The 13,454-nt window shown below is 68.9% G+C and carries 14 protein-coding genes and 1 tRNA gene; 8 read left to right on the forward strand and 7 right to left on the reverse strand.

Annotation, left to right across the window (positions count from 1 at the left end; all coding sequences use genetic code 11):
* Nucleotides 1-159: 159 nt before the first annotated feature.
* The gene (locus ACZ1H8_RS04230; RefSeq protein WP_465180130.1) at nucleotides 160-921 is read right to left on the reverse strand and encodes a class I SAM-dependent methyltransferase; all 762 of its coding nucleotides are present in this window, start codon (nucleotides 919-921) and stop codon (nucleotides 160-162) included.
* A gap of 535 nt (nucleotides 922-1,456) precedes the next feature.
* Between ACZ1H8_RS04230 and ACZ1H8_RS04235 the strand changes: the two genes are divergently transcribed.
* Nucleotides 1,457-1,867 carry a PRC-barrel domain-containing protein gene (locus tag ACZ1H8_RS04235; protein WP_465180131.1) on the forward strand — a complete coding sequence of 137 codons (411 nt, stop codon included), beginning with the start codon at nucleotides 1,457-1,459 and terminating at the stop codon, nucleotides 1,865-1,867.
* A 48-nt stretch (nucleotides 1,868-1,915) separates the two neighbouring features.
* On the opposite strand, the gene ACZ1H8_RS04240 is transcribed toward ACZ1H8_RS04235, so the two are convergent.
* From ACZ1H8_RS04240 to ACZ1H8_RS04250, 3 genes are all read right to left on the reverse strand, one after another.
* Nucleotides 1,916-2,266, reverse strand: a complete 351-nt coding sequence (locus ACZ1H8_RS04240; RefSeq protein ID WP_110153446.1) for a DUF3060 domain-containing protein — start codon at nucleotides 2,264-2,266, stop codon at nucleotides 1,916-1,918.
* 101 nt (nucleotides 2,267-2,367) lie between these two features.
* Nucleotides 2,368-3,693: a sensor histidine kinase gene (locus ACZ1H8_RS04245; protein ID WP_465181335.1), complete on the reverse strand. Its 1,326-nt coding sequence runs from the start codon at nucleotides 3,691-3,693 to the stop codon at nucleotides 2,368-2,370.
* A gap of 5 nt (nucleotides 3,694-3,698) precedes the next feature.
* The gene (locus tag ACZ1H8_RS04250; protein WP_110153445.1) at nucleotides 3,699-4,367 is read right to left on the reverse strand and encodes a response regulator; all 669 of its coding nucleotides are present in this window, start codon (nucleotides 4,365-4,367) and stop codon (nucleotides 3,699-3,701) included.
* Nucleotides 4,368-4,472: 105 nt separating this feature from the next.
* On the opposite strand from ACZ1H8_RS04250, the gene ACZ1H8_RS04255 reads away from it, so the two are divergent.
* The 3 genes from ACZ1H8_RS04255 to ACZ1H8_RS04265 all read left to right on the forward strand — a co-directional run bounded on the left by ACZ1H8_RS04255 (nucleotide 4,473) and on the right by ACZ1H8_RS04265 (nucleotide 7,856).
* Nucleotides 4,473-5,174: a hypothetical protein gene (locus ACZ1H8_RS04255; RefSeq protein WP_465180132.1), complete on the forward strand. Its 702-nt coding sequence runs from the start codon at nucleotides 4,473-4,475 to the stop codon at nucleotides 5,172-5,174.
* 75 nt (nucleotides 5,175-5,249) lie between these two features.
* Nucleotides 5,250-6,371 carry a helix-turn-helix domain-containing protein gene (locus tag ACZ1H8_RS04260; RefSeq protein ID WP_465180133.1) on the forward strand — a complete coding sequence of 374 codons (1,122 nt, stop codon included), beginning with the start codon at nucleotides 5,250-5,252 and terminating at the stop codon, nucleotides 6,369-6,371.
* 42 nt (nucleotides 6,372-6,413) lie between these two features.
* A complete protein-coding gene (locus tag ACZ1H8_RS04265) occupies nucleotides 6,414-7,856 on the forward strand; it encodes a S41 family peptidase (RefSeq protein WP_465180134.1) in 1,443 nt (480 codons plus the stop codon).
* A gap of 136 nt (nucleotides 7,857-7,992) precedes the next feature.
* On the opposite strand, the gene ACZ1H8_RS04270 is transcribed toward ACZ1H8_RS04265, so the two are convergent.
* Together ACZ1H8_RS04270 and ACZ1H8_RS04275 are read right to left on the reverse strand one after the other, a co-directional pair.
* Complete coding sequence (locus tag ACZ1H8_RS04270) at nucleotides 7,993-8,592, reverse strand: DUF3558 family protein (protein ID WP_465180135.1); 600 nt, start codon at nucleotides 8,590-8,592, stop codon at nucleotides 7,993-7,995.
* A 132-nt stretch (nucleotides 8,593-8,724) separates the two neighbouring features.
* Nucleotides 8,725-8,811 (reverse strand) — tRNA-Tyr (locus tag ACZ1H8_RS04275).
* 122 nt (nucleotides 8,812-8,933) lie between these two features.
* Between ACZ1H8_RS04275 and ACZ1H8_RS04280 the strand changes: the two genes are divergently transcribed.
* Genes ACZ1H8_RS04280 through ACZ1H8_RS04290 form a run of 3 tightly spaced genes read left to right on the forward strand, consistent with a single transcriptional unit; the run spans nucleotide 8,934 to nucleotide 12,098 of the window.
* A complete protein-coding gene (locus ACZ1H8_RS04280) occupies nucleotides 8,934-10,574 on the forward strand; it encodes a M20/M25/M40 family metallo-hydrolase (protein WP_465180136.1) in 1,641 nt (546 codons plus the stop codon).
* On the forward strand, nucleotides 10,574-11,320 hold the full coding sequence (rlmB, locus tag ACZ1H8_RS04285) for a 23S rRNA (guanosine(2251)-2'-O)-methyltransferase RlmB (protein ID WP_465180137.1): 747 nt from the start codon (nucleotides 10,574-10,576) through the stop codon (nucleotides 11,318-11,320). The genes ACZ1H8_RS04280 and rlmB overlap by 1 nt, the downstream gene beginning before the upstream one ends.
* Before the next feature lie 25 nt (nucleotides 11,321-11,345).
* On the forward strand, nucleotides 11,346-12,098 hold the full coding sequence (locus tag ACZ1H8_RS04290) for a hypothetical protein (protein WP_465180138.1): 753 nt from the start codon (nucleotides 11,346-11,348) through the stop codon (nucleotides 12,096-12,098).
* Between the two features lie 320 nt (nucleotides 12,099-12,418).
* On the opposite strand, the gene ACZ1H8_RS04295 is transcribed toward ACZ1H8_RS04290, so the two are convergent.
* Entirely contained in the window at nucleotides 12,419-12,736 is a 318-nt protein-coding gene (locus ACZ1H8_RS04295) for a 2Fe-2S iron-sulfur cluster-binding protein (RefSeq protein ID WP_110152024.1), read from the reverse strand.
* A 63-nt stretch (nucleotides 12,737-12,799) separates the two neighbouring features.
* On the opposite strand from ACZ1H8_RS04295, the gene ACZ1H8_RS04300 reads away from it, so the two are divergent.
* Entirely contained in the window at nucleotides 12,800-13,423 is a 624-nt protein-coding gene (locus ACZ1H8_RS04300; protein WP_465180139.1) for a DNA-3-methyladenine glycosylase family protein, read from the forward strand.
* Nucleotides 13,424-13,454 lie beyond the last annotated feature (31 nt).

Here is a 13,454-nt window from a genome sequence, read left to right on the forward strand (position 1 = left end):
CACCGCCACCACTTGCAGTCGTTGATGGGGCGATGTTGGACAGGATGGACGACCGGCTCCGGCAAGCTGAGCGGCTCTAAGCAAGGCTCCCGTCGAAGGCCGGAGCGTCTTGCGATAAGGCTGGTGGCCCGACACATTGCGGCGCGTGTTCCTGCTCCGTTAATCCGCCCGCTCCGCGCGCCAGCCTCCGGCGGCCGGAACGATGCTGCGGTCGCCCACCATGCCCTGATAACGGGTGCCGTCGACGGTGAAGCCGATCTCGACGCCGTGCAGCCGCGCATCCTGCAGCGCGCGGTCGTCCAGCGTGCCGGTGATCGCGCTGTAGCGCTGCTCGATCGTCAGGCGCGACACGGTGCCGCCGGCGCGGGTCAGGCGCCAGTCGCCGCCGGCTATTGCGGGAATCGTCCAGAGATAGACCTGACGCTCGGCGATCGATCGCGCCACGTCGGGCGTCCAGTCGCCCATGTCGAAGGCATGGCTGACCACGCGCGCGCCGGGGCGCAGTTCGTTCAGCAGCTTGGGCTTCAGCCGCTGGTTGACGTCGGGTAGCAGATACAGCGTCACGACATCGGCATCGCGCAGCGACACGCTGAACAGGTCGGCGCGCAGGAAGCGGGCCCGGGCCGACTGATCGGCGATCTGCGCCAGGCTGCGCGCCCGAGTGACCAGCCGGTGGTCGATCTCAACGCCCAGCGCAGTCGCGCCGCGCTTCGCCGCGGCGATCGGGATACGGCCGTCGCCCGATCCGAGATCGATCAGCCGCTCGCCGGCCTTCAGTCCGGCCAGGTCGAGCATGCCGGTGACGACTTCTGGCGGGGTCGGGACATAGGGGACCTCGAAATCCTGCACGGTCGCCCGCGCGGCCATGGGCACCAGCGCCGCGCCGATCATGAATGCCCGTCGATCCTGTCCATCCACCATGACCGCAACTGTGACGGCCGCGCCGCCGGGGCACAAGCGGGGTGGTGCCGGTGGTTCAGCCGATGCCCCCCACCTCCGTCAGCCGGGGTGACGGGTAAATCCGGGGATTTGTGTTGGGTCATCACGGTGTTCGGAACAGGCGTGACGAGGCGTTGCCAGCTTTTCGTGCCTTAGTGTCTTCGTGTGAGAATTCTTGGAGTGACCGCATGCGGAAGCCGGGCCAGGGGATCACACAAAGACACGAAGCCACGAAGGGAAGGGCGCTCGCCTATGCCGTAGCTTCTTTGTGCCTTTGCGTCTTTGCGCGCAATTTTAAGCCGCTCATCCAGACGCCTCGCGCGAGATTGCTCGCACAAAGACACAAAGGCACAAAGGGTAGCCAGCCGGGGTGACGGGTGGGTTGTTTGGCCGACCCGTCACTCACTGCCATGCGCCACTCGGAACATCGGCACCGTTCCGGCGTCTATCCCTGGATGACGAGAGCTGCGCTCGAAGAGCGCGTTCCGTCGATGCCATCGAACCGGGATCAACGACCATGAGCGACGCCATTTCCGAGACCAGCGACACCGCACCTGTCCAGCCCGCGGCCGAGCAGACCAATTTGCTGATCGCGTCGAACAAGGTCGACGGCACGAAGGTGGCGACGCGCGACGGCGATTCGCTGGGGTCGGTGTACAGCTTCATGATCAACAAGCGGACCGGCGCCGCGACCTATGCGGTGCTGCGGCTGGGCGGGTTCCTGGGCATGGGCAAGAGCTATTACCCGCTGCCGTTCGACCTGCTGGCTTATGATTCCGCGACCGATCGCTATGTCGTGACGATCGACCGCCGCCTGCTGGAGGGCGGGCCGAGTTGGGCGAACAATGCGCCCGAATTCAACCAGGCCTATGCCGACCGCGTGTCCAACTATTATGGCGTCGCGCCGGTCGATCTGTCGCTCAACTGAGGCGCGAACAAAGGGGGCAGCGGCACCGCCCTGCCCCCGTCTCCATGGTCAGCGCAGCCGGGAGATGCGGTTGCCCGCGCCGACGATCGAGGTGCGCGGCTTGGCGGTGCCTGGTGCGCGCCACAAGATCTGGTTGTCGGCGCCCTCGACCCGCACGGACGATGCCGCGGCCAGGTCCACCGTGATGCGGTTGCCCGCGCCGTTGACGGTCAGCGCGGTGCAGCCGCCGGTGATGGTCAGTGTATTGCTTGCCCCCTCGATCGTGGCAGGGCCGCCATTGCAGTCGAGCTCCGATTCCTCGCCCGCGCCGGTGAAGTCGGTCTGCGCCTGGGCCGGCGCCGCCATCAGAAACACCGCCGCGCCGACGCTCCCCAGCACGACGTTCCGCAAATTGAGCATAGGTCCCTCTTCCTCGTTACGCACTCGCAAGGATACGCGAGACCGGGCGCCGGGGTTCCTTCACATCGGCGAAGCGACAGGCGGCAGCGCCGTGCCGAAGCCTAATCGGCGCGCGCCGCCGCCAGCGGCAGCCGGACCGTCGCCATCAGCCCGCCGCTGTCGGCGGTCGCAAGCGTCAGCCCGCCGCGGTAGAGCTCGGACAGCTCGCGCGCGATGGCGAGGCCGAAGCCATGCCCCTCGCCGCGCTCGTCCAGCCGGATGCCGGGCTGGACCGCTTGAGCCATCTGCTCGGGCGGGATGCCGGGGCCGTCATCAGCGACGATGATCGACACCTGGGCTCCGTCGCGGGCGGCGGTGACGGTCACCATCGCCTCGGCATGGCGCACCGCATTTTCGAGCAGATTGCCGACGATCTCGTCGAAATCGGCGGGATCGACCGCGACCGCCAGCGACGGCTCGATGTCGCTCGCGATCTCGATCGGCGGGCCCGCGTTCAGCCGTGACACGGTTCGTGCCAGATCGGCGACCGCCGGCTTCACGAGAACGCGCGCATGGCGATCGGTCACGCGCTCCCGCGCGCGCGACAGATGGTGGCGGATCGTCGCGTCGATCCGCGCCACCTGGCGCGCCTGTTCGGGATCGTCGCGCAGCTCGATCGCCAGCGTGGCGACGGGCGTCTTGAGCGCATGCGCGAGGTTGGCGGCGGACGCGCGCGCAGTCTCCAGCGCCGCGTGATTGTCGCGGCCGAGCGCGTTCAGCTCCTCGGCCAGCGGGCGAAGCTCGGCGGGCTGATCCTCCGGCACCTCGCGCAGGCGGCCGGCGCGGATATCGGCGACCGCATCGCGCAGCGCACGCAGCGGGCGCAGGCCGTAGCGGATCTGGAGCAGCGCCGCCGCCGCGAGCAGCAGCGACAGCAATGCGAGCAGACCGAGCAGCGGCACCGCCGCCTCGCGGATCGGGCGCTGGATCACCGAATTGGGGGCGGATGCGCGAAGCACCACGTCGCCGGCCGATGTTGACAGCGTCAACATGCGAGCATGGATTAGCGTGCCGTCCGCCTCGCGGCCCTCATGCGGTCGCGGTGGGCCGCCGCGATCGCCGCGTTCGCCGCGCGGTCCCGGCGGGCCGGGGTCGAGCGCCGGGAAGTCGGCCGATCCGATCGTGCGGTCGGGCGTCACGATCTGCCAGCGCCAGCCCGGCCCCGCCTCCAGCGCGCCGCGAAACCCGTCGAGCCGGCTGCGATCGACCTGGCCGTCCGTGCCGACTGCGGTCGCCAGTAGCGCGATCTGCGCATCGAGCCGCCGGTCGATGCCCTGGGTCACGACCCGCCCCAGCACCGCCGCGATCAGGAAGCCGGCCACCAGCAGCGCGATCAGCGTCGCGATTGCCGACAGCGCGAGCATCCGCCCGCGGATCGATCCCGGCATCAGCCTCAAGCCGCGTCGCCGGCGGTCAGCCGATAGCCGCGCCCGCGCACCGTCTCGATCAGGCTGGCGCCGATCTTCTTGCGCAGCCGGCCAACGATCACCTCGAGGCTGTTCGAATCGGTATCGGCATCGCCTTCATAGACGCGCTCAAGCAGCGCCAGCCGCTCGATCACCGTCTCCTTCGCGAGAATCAGCGCCGACAGGACGCGCCATTCGAGCGCGGTCAGGCGCAGCGGGAAGCCATCCAGCTCGAACTGGCCGCTCTGGCTGTCGAAGGACAGCGGACCGCAGTCGATCCGGGTGGCGGCATGGCCGGCCGAGCGGCGGACGATCGCGCGCAGCCGCATCACCAGTTCCTCGACGCGGAACGGCTTGGTCAGGAAATCGTCGGCACCCGCCTTGAACCCCGCGACCTTGTCCGACCAGGCATCGCGCGCGGTCAGGATCAGCACCGGCAGCGGCCGATCGGCATCGCGCCACGCCTTCAGCACCGACAACCCGTCCATCTGCGGCAGGCCCAGGTCGAGCACGGCGGCGTCATAGCTTTCGGTGTCGCCGAGATGCGCGGCATCGATGCCGTTGGTCGCCAGGTCGACGGCGAAATTCTCGCCGCGCAGCGCCTTGGCGATCGACTGGCCGAGATCGGCATCATCTTCAACGAGCAGGATCCGCATGGGTCGTCGCTACCTCCCCCGGTTAAACCCAATCTGAACCGCCGGGTTCAGCGTGCCGTGGGTGCGACTCGCTAGAACAGGGTCATCAACTGACGGAGTAAGACCATGTCCGGGTTCAACGAACGATTCACCTCCATGTCCAAGGGCGCACGGATCGCCGCGGCGGGCGCCTTGCTGGTCGTCGGTGCGGCGGGCGGCGCGGGTGCCGCATCGCTGACCCGCCCGTCGATCGAGATGGCGCCGACCAATGCGACCCCGATCGCGAAGCTGGCCGACAGCAGCGGCATCGTCACGGTGAAGGGCCGCATCGCCGAACTCTATGGCGACCGCGCGGTGATCGCCGACGGCAGCGGCCGGACGATGATCGACCTGGGCCGCGAGGCCAGCACCCGCGTGGCGGTCGGCAACGATGTGCAGGTCCAGGGCCGCTATGACGATGGCCAGCTGCGCGCCTCCTATCTGGTCGGCCCGAACGGGCAGGTCGAGGCGATCGGCCCGGGCCCGCGCGGCCCCGGCGGGCCCAAGGGCCCCGGCCCGGATGGCCCGCGTGGTCCCGGCGGCCCCGGTGGTCCTGGCGGTCCGGGTGGCCCGGGCGCGTGCCCGCCGCCCCCGCCGCCGCCCGCACCCGGCGCCGATGTTCCCCCGCCGCCGGCGCCTGGCGCTCCCGGCGCGCCCGCCCCGGGTGTCGTCCCGCCGGCCCCCGGCACCGCACCGGCCGCACCGCCTGCGCCGAATGGCGTCGCGGCTCCGGCCCCGGCTCAGGGCCAGCCCGCACAGGCGGCACCGGCAGCGCGCCCCGCACGCTGACCGACCTGGGCGGCCCGTCTCCGGATGGGCCGCCCGCCCCCTGTCGCCGCCCTTTCCAACGTGCAAGGAAGGGGCATGGACGGTCTGGTATTCGGGTGGCGCACGGCAGTGCTGAGCATGGCGATCGCCCAATTGCTGGTGATCGCCATCGCCTTGACCCGCCAGATCGCCAACCGCACCGCCAACCGGACGCTCGCCGCCTTGCTGGTCGTGCTGGCCGGGATCGTCACCCCCTGGGCGATCGGGTTCGCCGGCTTCTACGACCGGTGGCAAGGGCTGACCTTCGCTCCCTTCGCCATCACCCTCGCGGTCGGCCCGCTGCTCTGGCTCTATGGCCATGCGCTGATCGAGGGCGCGTGGCCGCGACAGGGCTGGCGGCACCTGATGCCGGCGCTCGCGCAATTGCTGTTCCTGACCGCCGGCTTCCTGTTGCCGATGCCGCTCAAGTCCGAATGGGCATCGGTCGCGCTGCCGCCTTACGGCGTGGTCACCAATGCCGGCACCGTGATCGGGCTGGTGCTGTACGGCGCCGCGGGACTTCGCCTCCTCGCCCGCTACCGGGCGCGGCTGGCCGAGCAGCGCAGCGACGATGCCCGCTTCGCCTCGCGCTGGCTCAGCCGCTCGATCGCCGCGACGCTGGTGCTGCTGCCGGTCTGGGCGGGCTATGCGCTGTACGACGCGATCCAGCCGCTCGGCTATCTCCGGCTGATGGGGCTGCATCTCGCGATCGCCGGCTTCGCGCTGTACCTCGCGATCGAGGGCTGGCGTCATGCCGCGCTGCCCTTTCCGCGACTGGACGACGCTCCGGCCGCGCCCGAGCCTGAGCCCGTGCCGCTGCGCGATTGGCGCACGCTCGGCGAACATTGGGCAGAGCAGACCCGCGCCGCGGGCTGGGCATCGGACCCGGAACTGACCCTGGCCCGGCTGGCGCGTCATCTGGGCACCAACAGCAGCTATCTGTCACGCGCGCTGAACGAGGGGCTGGGCCTTGGCTTCTCCGCCTTCGTCAACCGGCTGCGCAGCGCCGCCGTGGCGGACGCGCTGAAGGCCGGCGACCGCCGCGACCTGCTCGAGCTGGCGTTCGATGCGGGCTTCGCGTCCAAGGCGAGCTTCAACCGCGCCTTCCGTGCCGAATATGGCATGAGCCCCAGCGCCTATCGCCGCGTCTCAGAAGCGGAATTATCGCCCGCCACCTGAATCTGAGGCGCGCGGGCCCGGCGGTCGCGGCAAGCGACGGGCATGAACCGAAGACACGCCATGGTCGCCATGACCGCCTGGGCAGCCCTGCCCGCCGCCGCCCCCGCATCCGCCATGCCCGGCGACCTGCGCGACGATATCGCCATCCTTCGCCAGGCGCTGACGCTGCATCCCGGGCTTTACCGCTATGCCTCGCCGCGCGAGGTGGCGGAGCGGATCGACCGGCTGGAACAGGTCTTCGTCGCCGCGCCCTCGATCGAGGCGCGCTATCTCGCGCTGTCGCGCTTCCTCGCCACGATCCGCTGCGGCCACAGCTATTGCAACTTCTTCAACCAGTCGAAGGCGGTGGCTGCAAGGCTGTTCGACCGGCCGACGCGCCTGCCCTTCCGGTTCGAATGGATCAACGGGCGGATGATCGTGACCGACGGTCTCGCGACCGGCCTGCCGCCGGGGAGCGACGTGATGGCGGTGAACGGGGTTCCCGCCCGCCGGATGCTCGACACGCTCATCGGCTATGCGCGGGCGGACGGGCATAATGATGCCAAGCGGGTCTCGCTGCTCGGCATGTCGGGCGGCGACTGGATCGAATATTTCGACGTGTTCCACGGGCTGGTGTTCGGCGCGCCGCGGGGCGGTATCCACAGGCTAAACGTACGGTTGCCCGACGGTCGCGAGCGATCCCTCGAAGTGCCGGCGATCGGCCTTGCCGAGCGACAGGCGCAAATGACCGCTTCGGCGCAGGACGCCGACCAGCCGCAATGGACCTGGTCGATGGGCGCCGACGGCATCGCGCTGCTGACGATGAAGAGCTGGGCGCTGTACGACAGCAAATGGGACTGGCGCGGCTGGCTGGACGAGCGACTGGGGTCGCTGGGCGGAGCGCGCGGGCTGATCGTCGACCTACGCGACAATGAGGGCGGGATGGACTGCGGCGACGCGCTGCTCGCCCGGTTGGCCGAGCGGCCGATCATCGATCCGCGCGAGCGACGCCTCGTCCGCTTCACCCGCACGCCCGAGGCGATCCGGCCGCATCTCGACACCTGGGACCGCAGCTTCCACAGCCTGGGCGTCGGCGCGCGGCCGGTCGGCAACGGATTCCTGCAGCTGGTCGGTGATCGCGGCGAGGACGTGATCGCGCCGGTCGGGCCGCGCATCACGCTGCCAGTCGCGGCACTGATCGGGCCGGCCAACAGCTCGGCGACCTTCCAGTTCGCGCAAAAGGCGAAGCGCACCGGTCTGGTCCGGCTGTTCGGCGAGACGACCGGCGGCAACCGGCGCGGCATCAATGGCGGCTGTTTCTTCTTCGTCCGCCTGCCCGCCAGCGGGATCGAGTTCGACCTGCCGCTGATCGGCTATTTCCCGCCCGGCCTGCCGCCCGATGCGGGGATCGAGCCCGATGTCAGGGTGGCGCGCGGGGCGGGCGATATCGCGGTGGGCCGCGATGCTTCGCGGGAGGCTGCAGCGGGGTGGATCGGGCGGGCGTAGCGCGCCCTCCCGGCTCCGGGATGGAGGAAGTGCCGGGGTCCACGGTGCAGCACATCCCGGACCCAAGGTTCCTTCTCACCACGTCACCAGCGCCTGCTGACACCATCTCAGCCCGAACGGCGAAAGGCCGCGCCCCTTACGGCAGCTTCGCCAGCACCCGCTCCACGACCTTCTGCGCAATCGCGCGTTTCTCGTCCTTGCCGACCAATGGATAGCCCGAATGTGTCGCGGGGTCGTGCATCAGCGGGGGCACGACCTCGACAAAGGCGTCGCCCTTGCGCACCGACAGGGTGGTGTTCATCCCCCAGGCCGCCTCGTCGCCCAGTTTCGGCACGGCGGTCTTGTCCTTCTTCGTCAGCACGGCGACGTCGGCGCCCGCGCCGCCCTTGTCCGCGACCGATGCGCCCATGCCGCCCAGCACCTCGGCGGTGCGGCGGACGACCTGCATCTGCTTGGCACCGCCGCTGGCCATCACGGTCAGCTGCACCCCGTCATTGGGATCGCTGTGATAGGTGCAGACCTGGCCATCGCGGCTGGTGCGCTTGACCGTGTCGGTGGTGATCGCGCTCATCTCCTGCGCGCTGATCAGGCTGCACGGGTCGATGCCGGCCCCCTCGGCCGCGGCGGTTTCGCCCTGTTCCGCTGCGCCGCCCGCTGCAGCATCATTGCCGCCGCCACCGCCGCAACCCGCCAGAATCAGCGCCGCCGCGACGCCCATCATGCTCATCACCCGCATCTTCCGCCTCCCTTGATCTTGCATCGGGGAGAGAAACGGCAAGCCGGTTCGAAACCGGACATAGGCCAATAGGATCGGGGGAAATGGCGGGAAGTTCAGCGTCTTGCGAAGAACTTCCCGAGCGGGCTTGCGTGGTGGACAGGGCTGGATTCGAACCAGCGTACGGGAAACCCGGGCAGATTTACAGTCTGCTGCCTTTAACCACTCGGCCACCTGTCCGTAGGCAGGCCCGCTCGGGGAGCGGGTCCATTGCCGATCCGAACCCGACCTGTCAACGCCTTGCGCGCAGCATTCGCGCCGCATAGCGTCACTTTCATCCAATCTCCGAGAAAAGAGGCACCATGCGCGCGCCCACACCCCATGCCTTCTCCCTTGCCGTGGCCCTGTCGCTGGTCGCCGCTGCGCCGCTGTCGGCGCAGACCACGCCCGCTCCGGCGCCTGCTCCGGCTCCGGCTGCCGCTCCTGCCAGCAACGGCCCGATCGACCGGATCATCGCCGAGGGCACGCAGAAATCGGAAGTGATGCGCTTTGCCGCGCACCTGACCGACCGGATTGGATCGCGGCTGACCAACTCGCCGGGCATGCGCCAGGCGGAGGCCTGGACCCAGGACCAGTTCCGCGCGCTGGGGCTGACCAATGTCCATAAGGAAGGGTTTGATTTCGGCCGCGGCTGGTGGGTCGAGCGGTCGAGCGTGCGAATGATCAGCCCGCGCCCGATCCAGCTGACCGCGATCCCCGTCGCCTGGACTCCCGCCACCCAGGGGACGCTGACCGCGCCGGTGATCGTCGCGCCGATGCGCACCGTCGCCGATTTCGACATGTGGCGCGGCAAGCTGAAGGGGCGGATCGTCCTGCTAAGCACGCCGGGCGACGGCAGCGAACCACGCACGCCGGCATTCCGCCGCTGGAGCGAGGAAGAGCTGCAGAGCTTCGACAAGTTCCGGCCCGACCGCTACGATCCCGACGCGACGCGGCGCGAACTGGCGCGGCTGGCCTTCCCGAAGCAGCTCGACGACTTCCTGAAGGCCGAGGGTGCGGTCGCGACCGCGACGCAATCGGTGCGCGACGGCAAGTTGTTGCACGGCAATGCCTATCGCTTCGCCCGGGGCGACACGCCCAGCCTGCCCGGCGTCGAGATCGCCGCGGAGGATTATCGCCGGCTCGCACGGCTGGCGGCATCGGGCGATGCGCCGGTGCTCGAGATCCAGTCGGACACGCGCTATGACGACAGCGACGTGAAGGCGTACAACGTCATCGCCGACATTGCCGGAACCGACCGCTCGGGCGCCTATGTCATGGCGGGCGGCCATCTCGACAGCTGGGCCGCGGGCGACGGCGCGGTCGATAACGCCGCGGGCGTTGCAATGGTGATGGAGGCGGCGCGCATCCTGTCGAAGATGCCCAAGCCCAAGCGCACGATCCGCTTTGCGCTGTGGAATGGCGAGGAACAGGGCCTGCTCGGCTCGCTCGATTATGTCGAGCGGCACATCGCGACGCGGCCGGCGCCGAATCCGCCGCGCACCGGTCTCGCCCGGTTCATGGGCTGGGAGCTGGACTGGCCGATCAAGCCGCTACCCGGCCATTCGAAGCTGGTCGCCTATTTCAATCTCGACAATGGTTCGGGACGGGTGCGCGGCATCAATGCCGAGGGCAACACCGCCGCGGTGCCGATCTTCAAGCAATGGTTCGCGCCCTTCGCATCGATGGACGCGACGATGGTCGCCAATCGCAAGGTGGGCGGCACCGACCATATCTTCTTCAGCGCGGTGGGCATCCCGGCCTTCCAGTTCATCCAGGATCCGCTGGACTATGGCAGCCGCCTGCACCACACGAGCATCGACACCTATGACCATCTGAAGGCCGGCGACATGCAGCAGGGCGCGACGATCCTGGCGGCGTTCCTGTGGAATGCGGCCAATTCGGATGCGCCGCTGCCGCGCCAGCCGATCCCCACCGAACCCAAGACGGAGACACCCAAATAATGGCACGCCGCGGACATCGCCCGAGCCAAGCCGCCAGCAACCGGCCGCGCTTCTATGGCCGGCATGCGGTCTATGCCGCGCTCGACAATCCCGAGCGGCGGGTGCGCAAGATCTGGGGCACGCACGAGGCGCTGGGCGAGATCGTCCTGCCCGCCGACATTCCGGTGACCTATGCCAATGCCGCCGACCTTGGCCGGCTGGTGCCCAACGACGCGCCGCACCAGGGGCTGGTGATCGAGGTCGATCCGCTGGAGGATATCTGGCTCGCCGACCTGCTGGCGCAGGGCGAAGGCGATGATCGCCCGCTGATCGTCCTCGACCAGGTGACCGACCCGCACAATGTCGGCGCGATCCTGCGATCGGCGGCGGCGTTCGATGCGCTGGGCATCGTCACCCAGGACCGGCATTCGCCGCCCGAATCGGGCAGCCTTGCGCGATCGGCATCGGGCACGCTGGAAACCGTTTCCTGGGTGCGCGTGGTCAACCTCGCCCGCGCGCTGGAGGAAATCGCCGAGGCGGGATTCTGGCGGATCGGGCTGACCGGCCATGCCGACAAGACGCTGGGCGAGACGATGGGCACGGAACGGATCGCACTGGTCATGGGCGCCGAAGGCGAAGGCATGCGCCAGAATACCGAGGCGCATTGCGACCTGCTGGCGAAGCTGCCGATCAGTTCGAAGGTCGAGAGCCTGAACGTCTCCAACGCAACCGCGATCGCGCTCTATGCGATCACCACGCGCGGCTGACCCGCGCCACACAGGGGATTGACCGATGATGCACTGGATCCGGAACCTCGCGCTGCTGATCGCGGCGCCGCTGATCCTCACCGGCTGCCTGTTCACGCCGGGGCAGTTCGTCTCGACGCTGACGATCAACAAGGATCGCAGCTTCACCTTCACCTACAAGGGCGAGGTTCATGCGATCGACCTGGAGGGGATGGGCGACGGCCTGGAAGGCATGGCCGCGGGCGATACGATAGAACTCGACACCAAAGACCATAGCACCGACGAGGACCAGACGGGCGATGCGGTCAAGACCGTCGAATCTCCGGCGGAAAAGGCCAAGCAAAGCGCGGAGAAGAAGGCCAAGCGCGACGCGGAGCTGCGCGAAGTCGCGACCCAGCTCGCCAAGGAGCCAGGCTATAACAGCGTCCAGTATCTCGGCGACAACAAGTTCAGCGTCGACTATTCGATCTCTGGCACGCTGACCCACAGCTTCCTCTATCCGTTCAACCAGGACGCGGCGATGATCTTCCCCTGGGTGGCGGTCGAGCTGCGCGGCAAGGACACGGTCCGCGTCAAGGCGCCGGGCTTCGCCAAGCAGGAGCGGTCAGGCAGCGAGATGACCGGCAGCAGCGAGAGCAAGGCCAATGGCAGCTTCACGCTGATCACCGACGCCGAGATCGTCAGCCAGAATAACGAGGACGGCGCGAAGACCGAGGGCGGTAAGCGCGTGATCCAGTGGAACGTGACGCCGATCACCAAGGAAGCGCCGAGCGCGGTGCTGAGGCTCAACGCGCGCTGAGGGCGGGGGGTGGCGCGAGGGCGCTGCCCTGGCGGCCGCCCTCCCCGTTCGGGCTGAGCTGTCGAGGCCCGGACTTCCGGTGCCGATCAAACCGCCGCGAGGCGTTTGGTTGAGGGCGAGCTGTTTGCTCGCACAAAGACACGAAGGCACGAAGAAGTAGCGTTTACGCGGGCGCTATTCGCTCCCCTCCCGCGTGCGGGAGGGGGAGATTTCCTGAGGGCCGCGCCGCGCCTTTCGACAGTCTCCTGCCCAGCGCGTGTAGGGCCGAATTCGGCCGTTAACCGTTTCCGTCCGCGCCACCCGCCGATGCGCGCTTCCGATCAGTCCTCGGCGGCGATCGTCACGCGCAGGCCGTCGAGATCGGGGCCGAACGGGATCTGGCAGGACAGGCGCGAGCGGTCGTCGCGTTCGGACGAGCTGTCGAGCAGGTCGTTCTCGTCCTCGCTCATCGGCGGCAATTTGGCCGCAAATTCCGGATCGACATGGACGTGGCAGGTGGCGCACGAGCAGCAGCCGCCGCACAGGGCAAGCAGCTCGTCGAAGCCGTTGTCGCGAATGACTTCCATCACCGAAAGCCCCGATTCTCCCGTGACTTCGCGCTCTTCACCTTCCCGGGTCACGACGATAAGCTTCGGCATGGTCTTCTCCTGTCTGGCCGGCTCCATGCCGCCGATCCCGGCTCAATTCAAGGCAGGCGACCGATGGGGCTGAGCCGGGAAGCGATCCGCGCCGGGCTGGACGCGCTTGCCGCGCGCGAACCCGCCCTTGCCCGCGCGATCGAACGCGCCGGCTATCCCGAGCCGCGGATCCGCGATCGCGGCCACGCCACCTTGCTGCGCACGATCATCGGCCAGCAGGTCAGCGTTGCCGCCGCCCAGTCGATCTGGATCCGGATGGAGACCGCATTCGGCGATCTGGAGGACCCGGCCGGTATCGCTGCGGCGACGCCCGAGGACCTGCGCGCGCTAGGCCTGTCGCGCCAGAAGGCGGCCTATGCGCACAGCCTGGCGGAGGAAGTGTCGACCGGGCGGCTCGACTTCGCGGCGCTGCCGCAGGACGACGAGGAAGCGATCGCGGCGCTGACCCGGATCAAGGGAATCGGCCGCTGGTCCGCCGAAATCTACCTGTTGTTCGCGGAGGGGCGGCCCGACATCTGGCCCGCCGGCGACCTGGCGGTTCAGATCGAGGTCGGCCGGATCCTGGGCCAGGAAGCGCGGCCGAGCGAGAAGCTGACCCGCGAGCTGGCCGAGCCCTGGCGCCCCTATCGCGGCGCGGCGGCGATCTTCGCCTGGCACCATTACCGCGTCGACATGGACGTCATCTGATCGCCCGCGCGGGGCCGCGATCCTGCTGGCA

Source organism: Sphingomonas sp. BL-S-25 (genome assembly GCF_055521555.1).

Excerpts from the sequence above, each read along its gene's own strand:
- ACZ1H8_RS04230 (WP_465180130.1), bottom strand. The coding sequence starts at position 921 with ATGGTGGATGGACAGGATCGACGGGCATTCATGATCGGCGCGGCGCTG.
- ACZ1H8_RS04235 (WP_465180131.1), top strand. The coding sequence starts at position 1,457 with ATGAGCGACGCCATTTCCGAGACCAGCGACACCGCACCTGTCCAGCCC.
- ACZ1H8_RS04240 (WP_110153446.1), bottom strand. The coding sequence starts at position 2,266 with ATGCTCAATTTGCGGAACGTCGTGCTGGGGAGCGTCGGCGCGGCGGTG.
- ACZ1H8_RS04245 (WP_465181335.1), bottom strand. The coding sequence starts at position 3,693 with ATGCCGGGATCGATCCGCGGGCGGATGCTCGCGCTGTCGGCAATCGCG.
- ACZ1H8_RS04250 (WP_110153445.1), bottom strand. The coding sequence starts at position 4,367 with ATGCGGATCCTGCTCGTTGAAGATGATGCCGATCTCGGCCAGTCGATC.
- ACZ1H8_RS04255 (WP_465180132.1), top strand. The coding sequence starts at position 4,473 with ATGTCCGGGTTCAACGAACGATTCACCTCCATGTCCAAGGGCGCACGG.
- ACZ1H8_RS04260 (WP_465180133.1), top strand. The coding sequence starts at position 5,250 with ATGGACGGTCTGGTATTCGGGTGGCGCACGGCAGTGCTGAGCATGGCG.
- ACZ1H8_RS04265 (WP_465180134.1), top strand. The coding sequence starts at position 6,414 with ATGAACCGAAGACACGCCATGGTCGCCATGACCGCCTGGGCAGCCCTG.
- ACZ1H8_RS04270 (WP_465180135.1), bottom strand. The coding sequence starts at position 8,592 with ATGCGGGTGATGAGCATGATGGGCGTCGCGGCGGCGCTGATTCTGGCG.
- ACZ1H8_RS04280 (WP_465180136.1), top strand. The coding sequence starts at position 8,934 with ATGCGCGCGCCCACACCCCATGCCTTCTCCCTTGCCGTGGCCCTGTCG.
- rlmB (WP_465180137.1), top strand. The coding sequence starts at position 10,574 with ATGGCACGCCGCGGACATCGCCCGAGCCAAGCCGCCAGCAACCGGCCG.
- ACZ1H8_RS04290 (WP_465180138.1), top strand. The coding sequence starts at position 11,346 with ATGATGCACTGGATCCGGAACCTCGCGCTGCTGATCGCGGCGCCGCTG.
- ACZ1H8_RS04295 (WP_110152024.1), bottom strand. The coding sequence starts at position 12,736 with ATGCCGAAGCTTATCGTCGTGACCCGGGAAGGTGAAGAGCGCGAAGTC.
- ACZ1H8_RS04300 (WP_465180139.1), top strand. The coding sequence starts at position 12,800 with ATGGGGCTGAGCCGGGAAGCGATCCGCGCCGGGCTGGACGCGCTTGCC.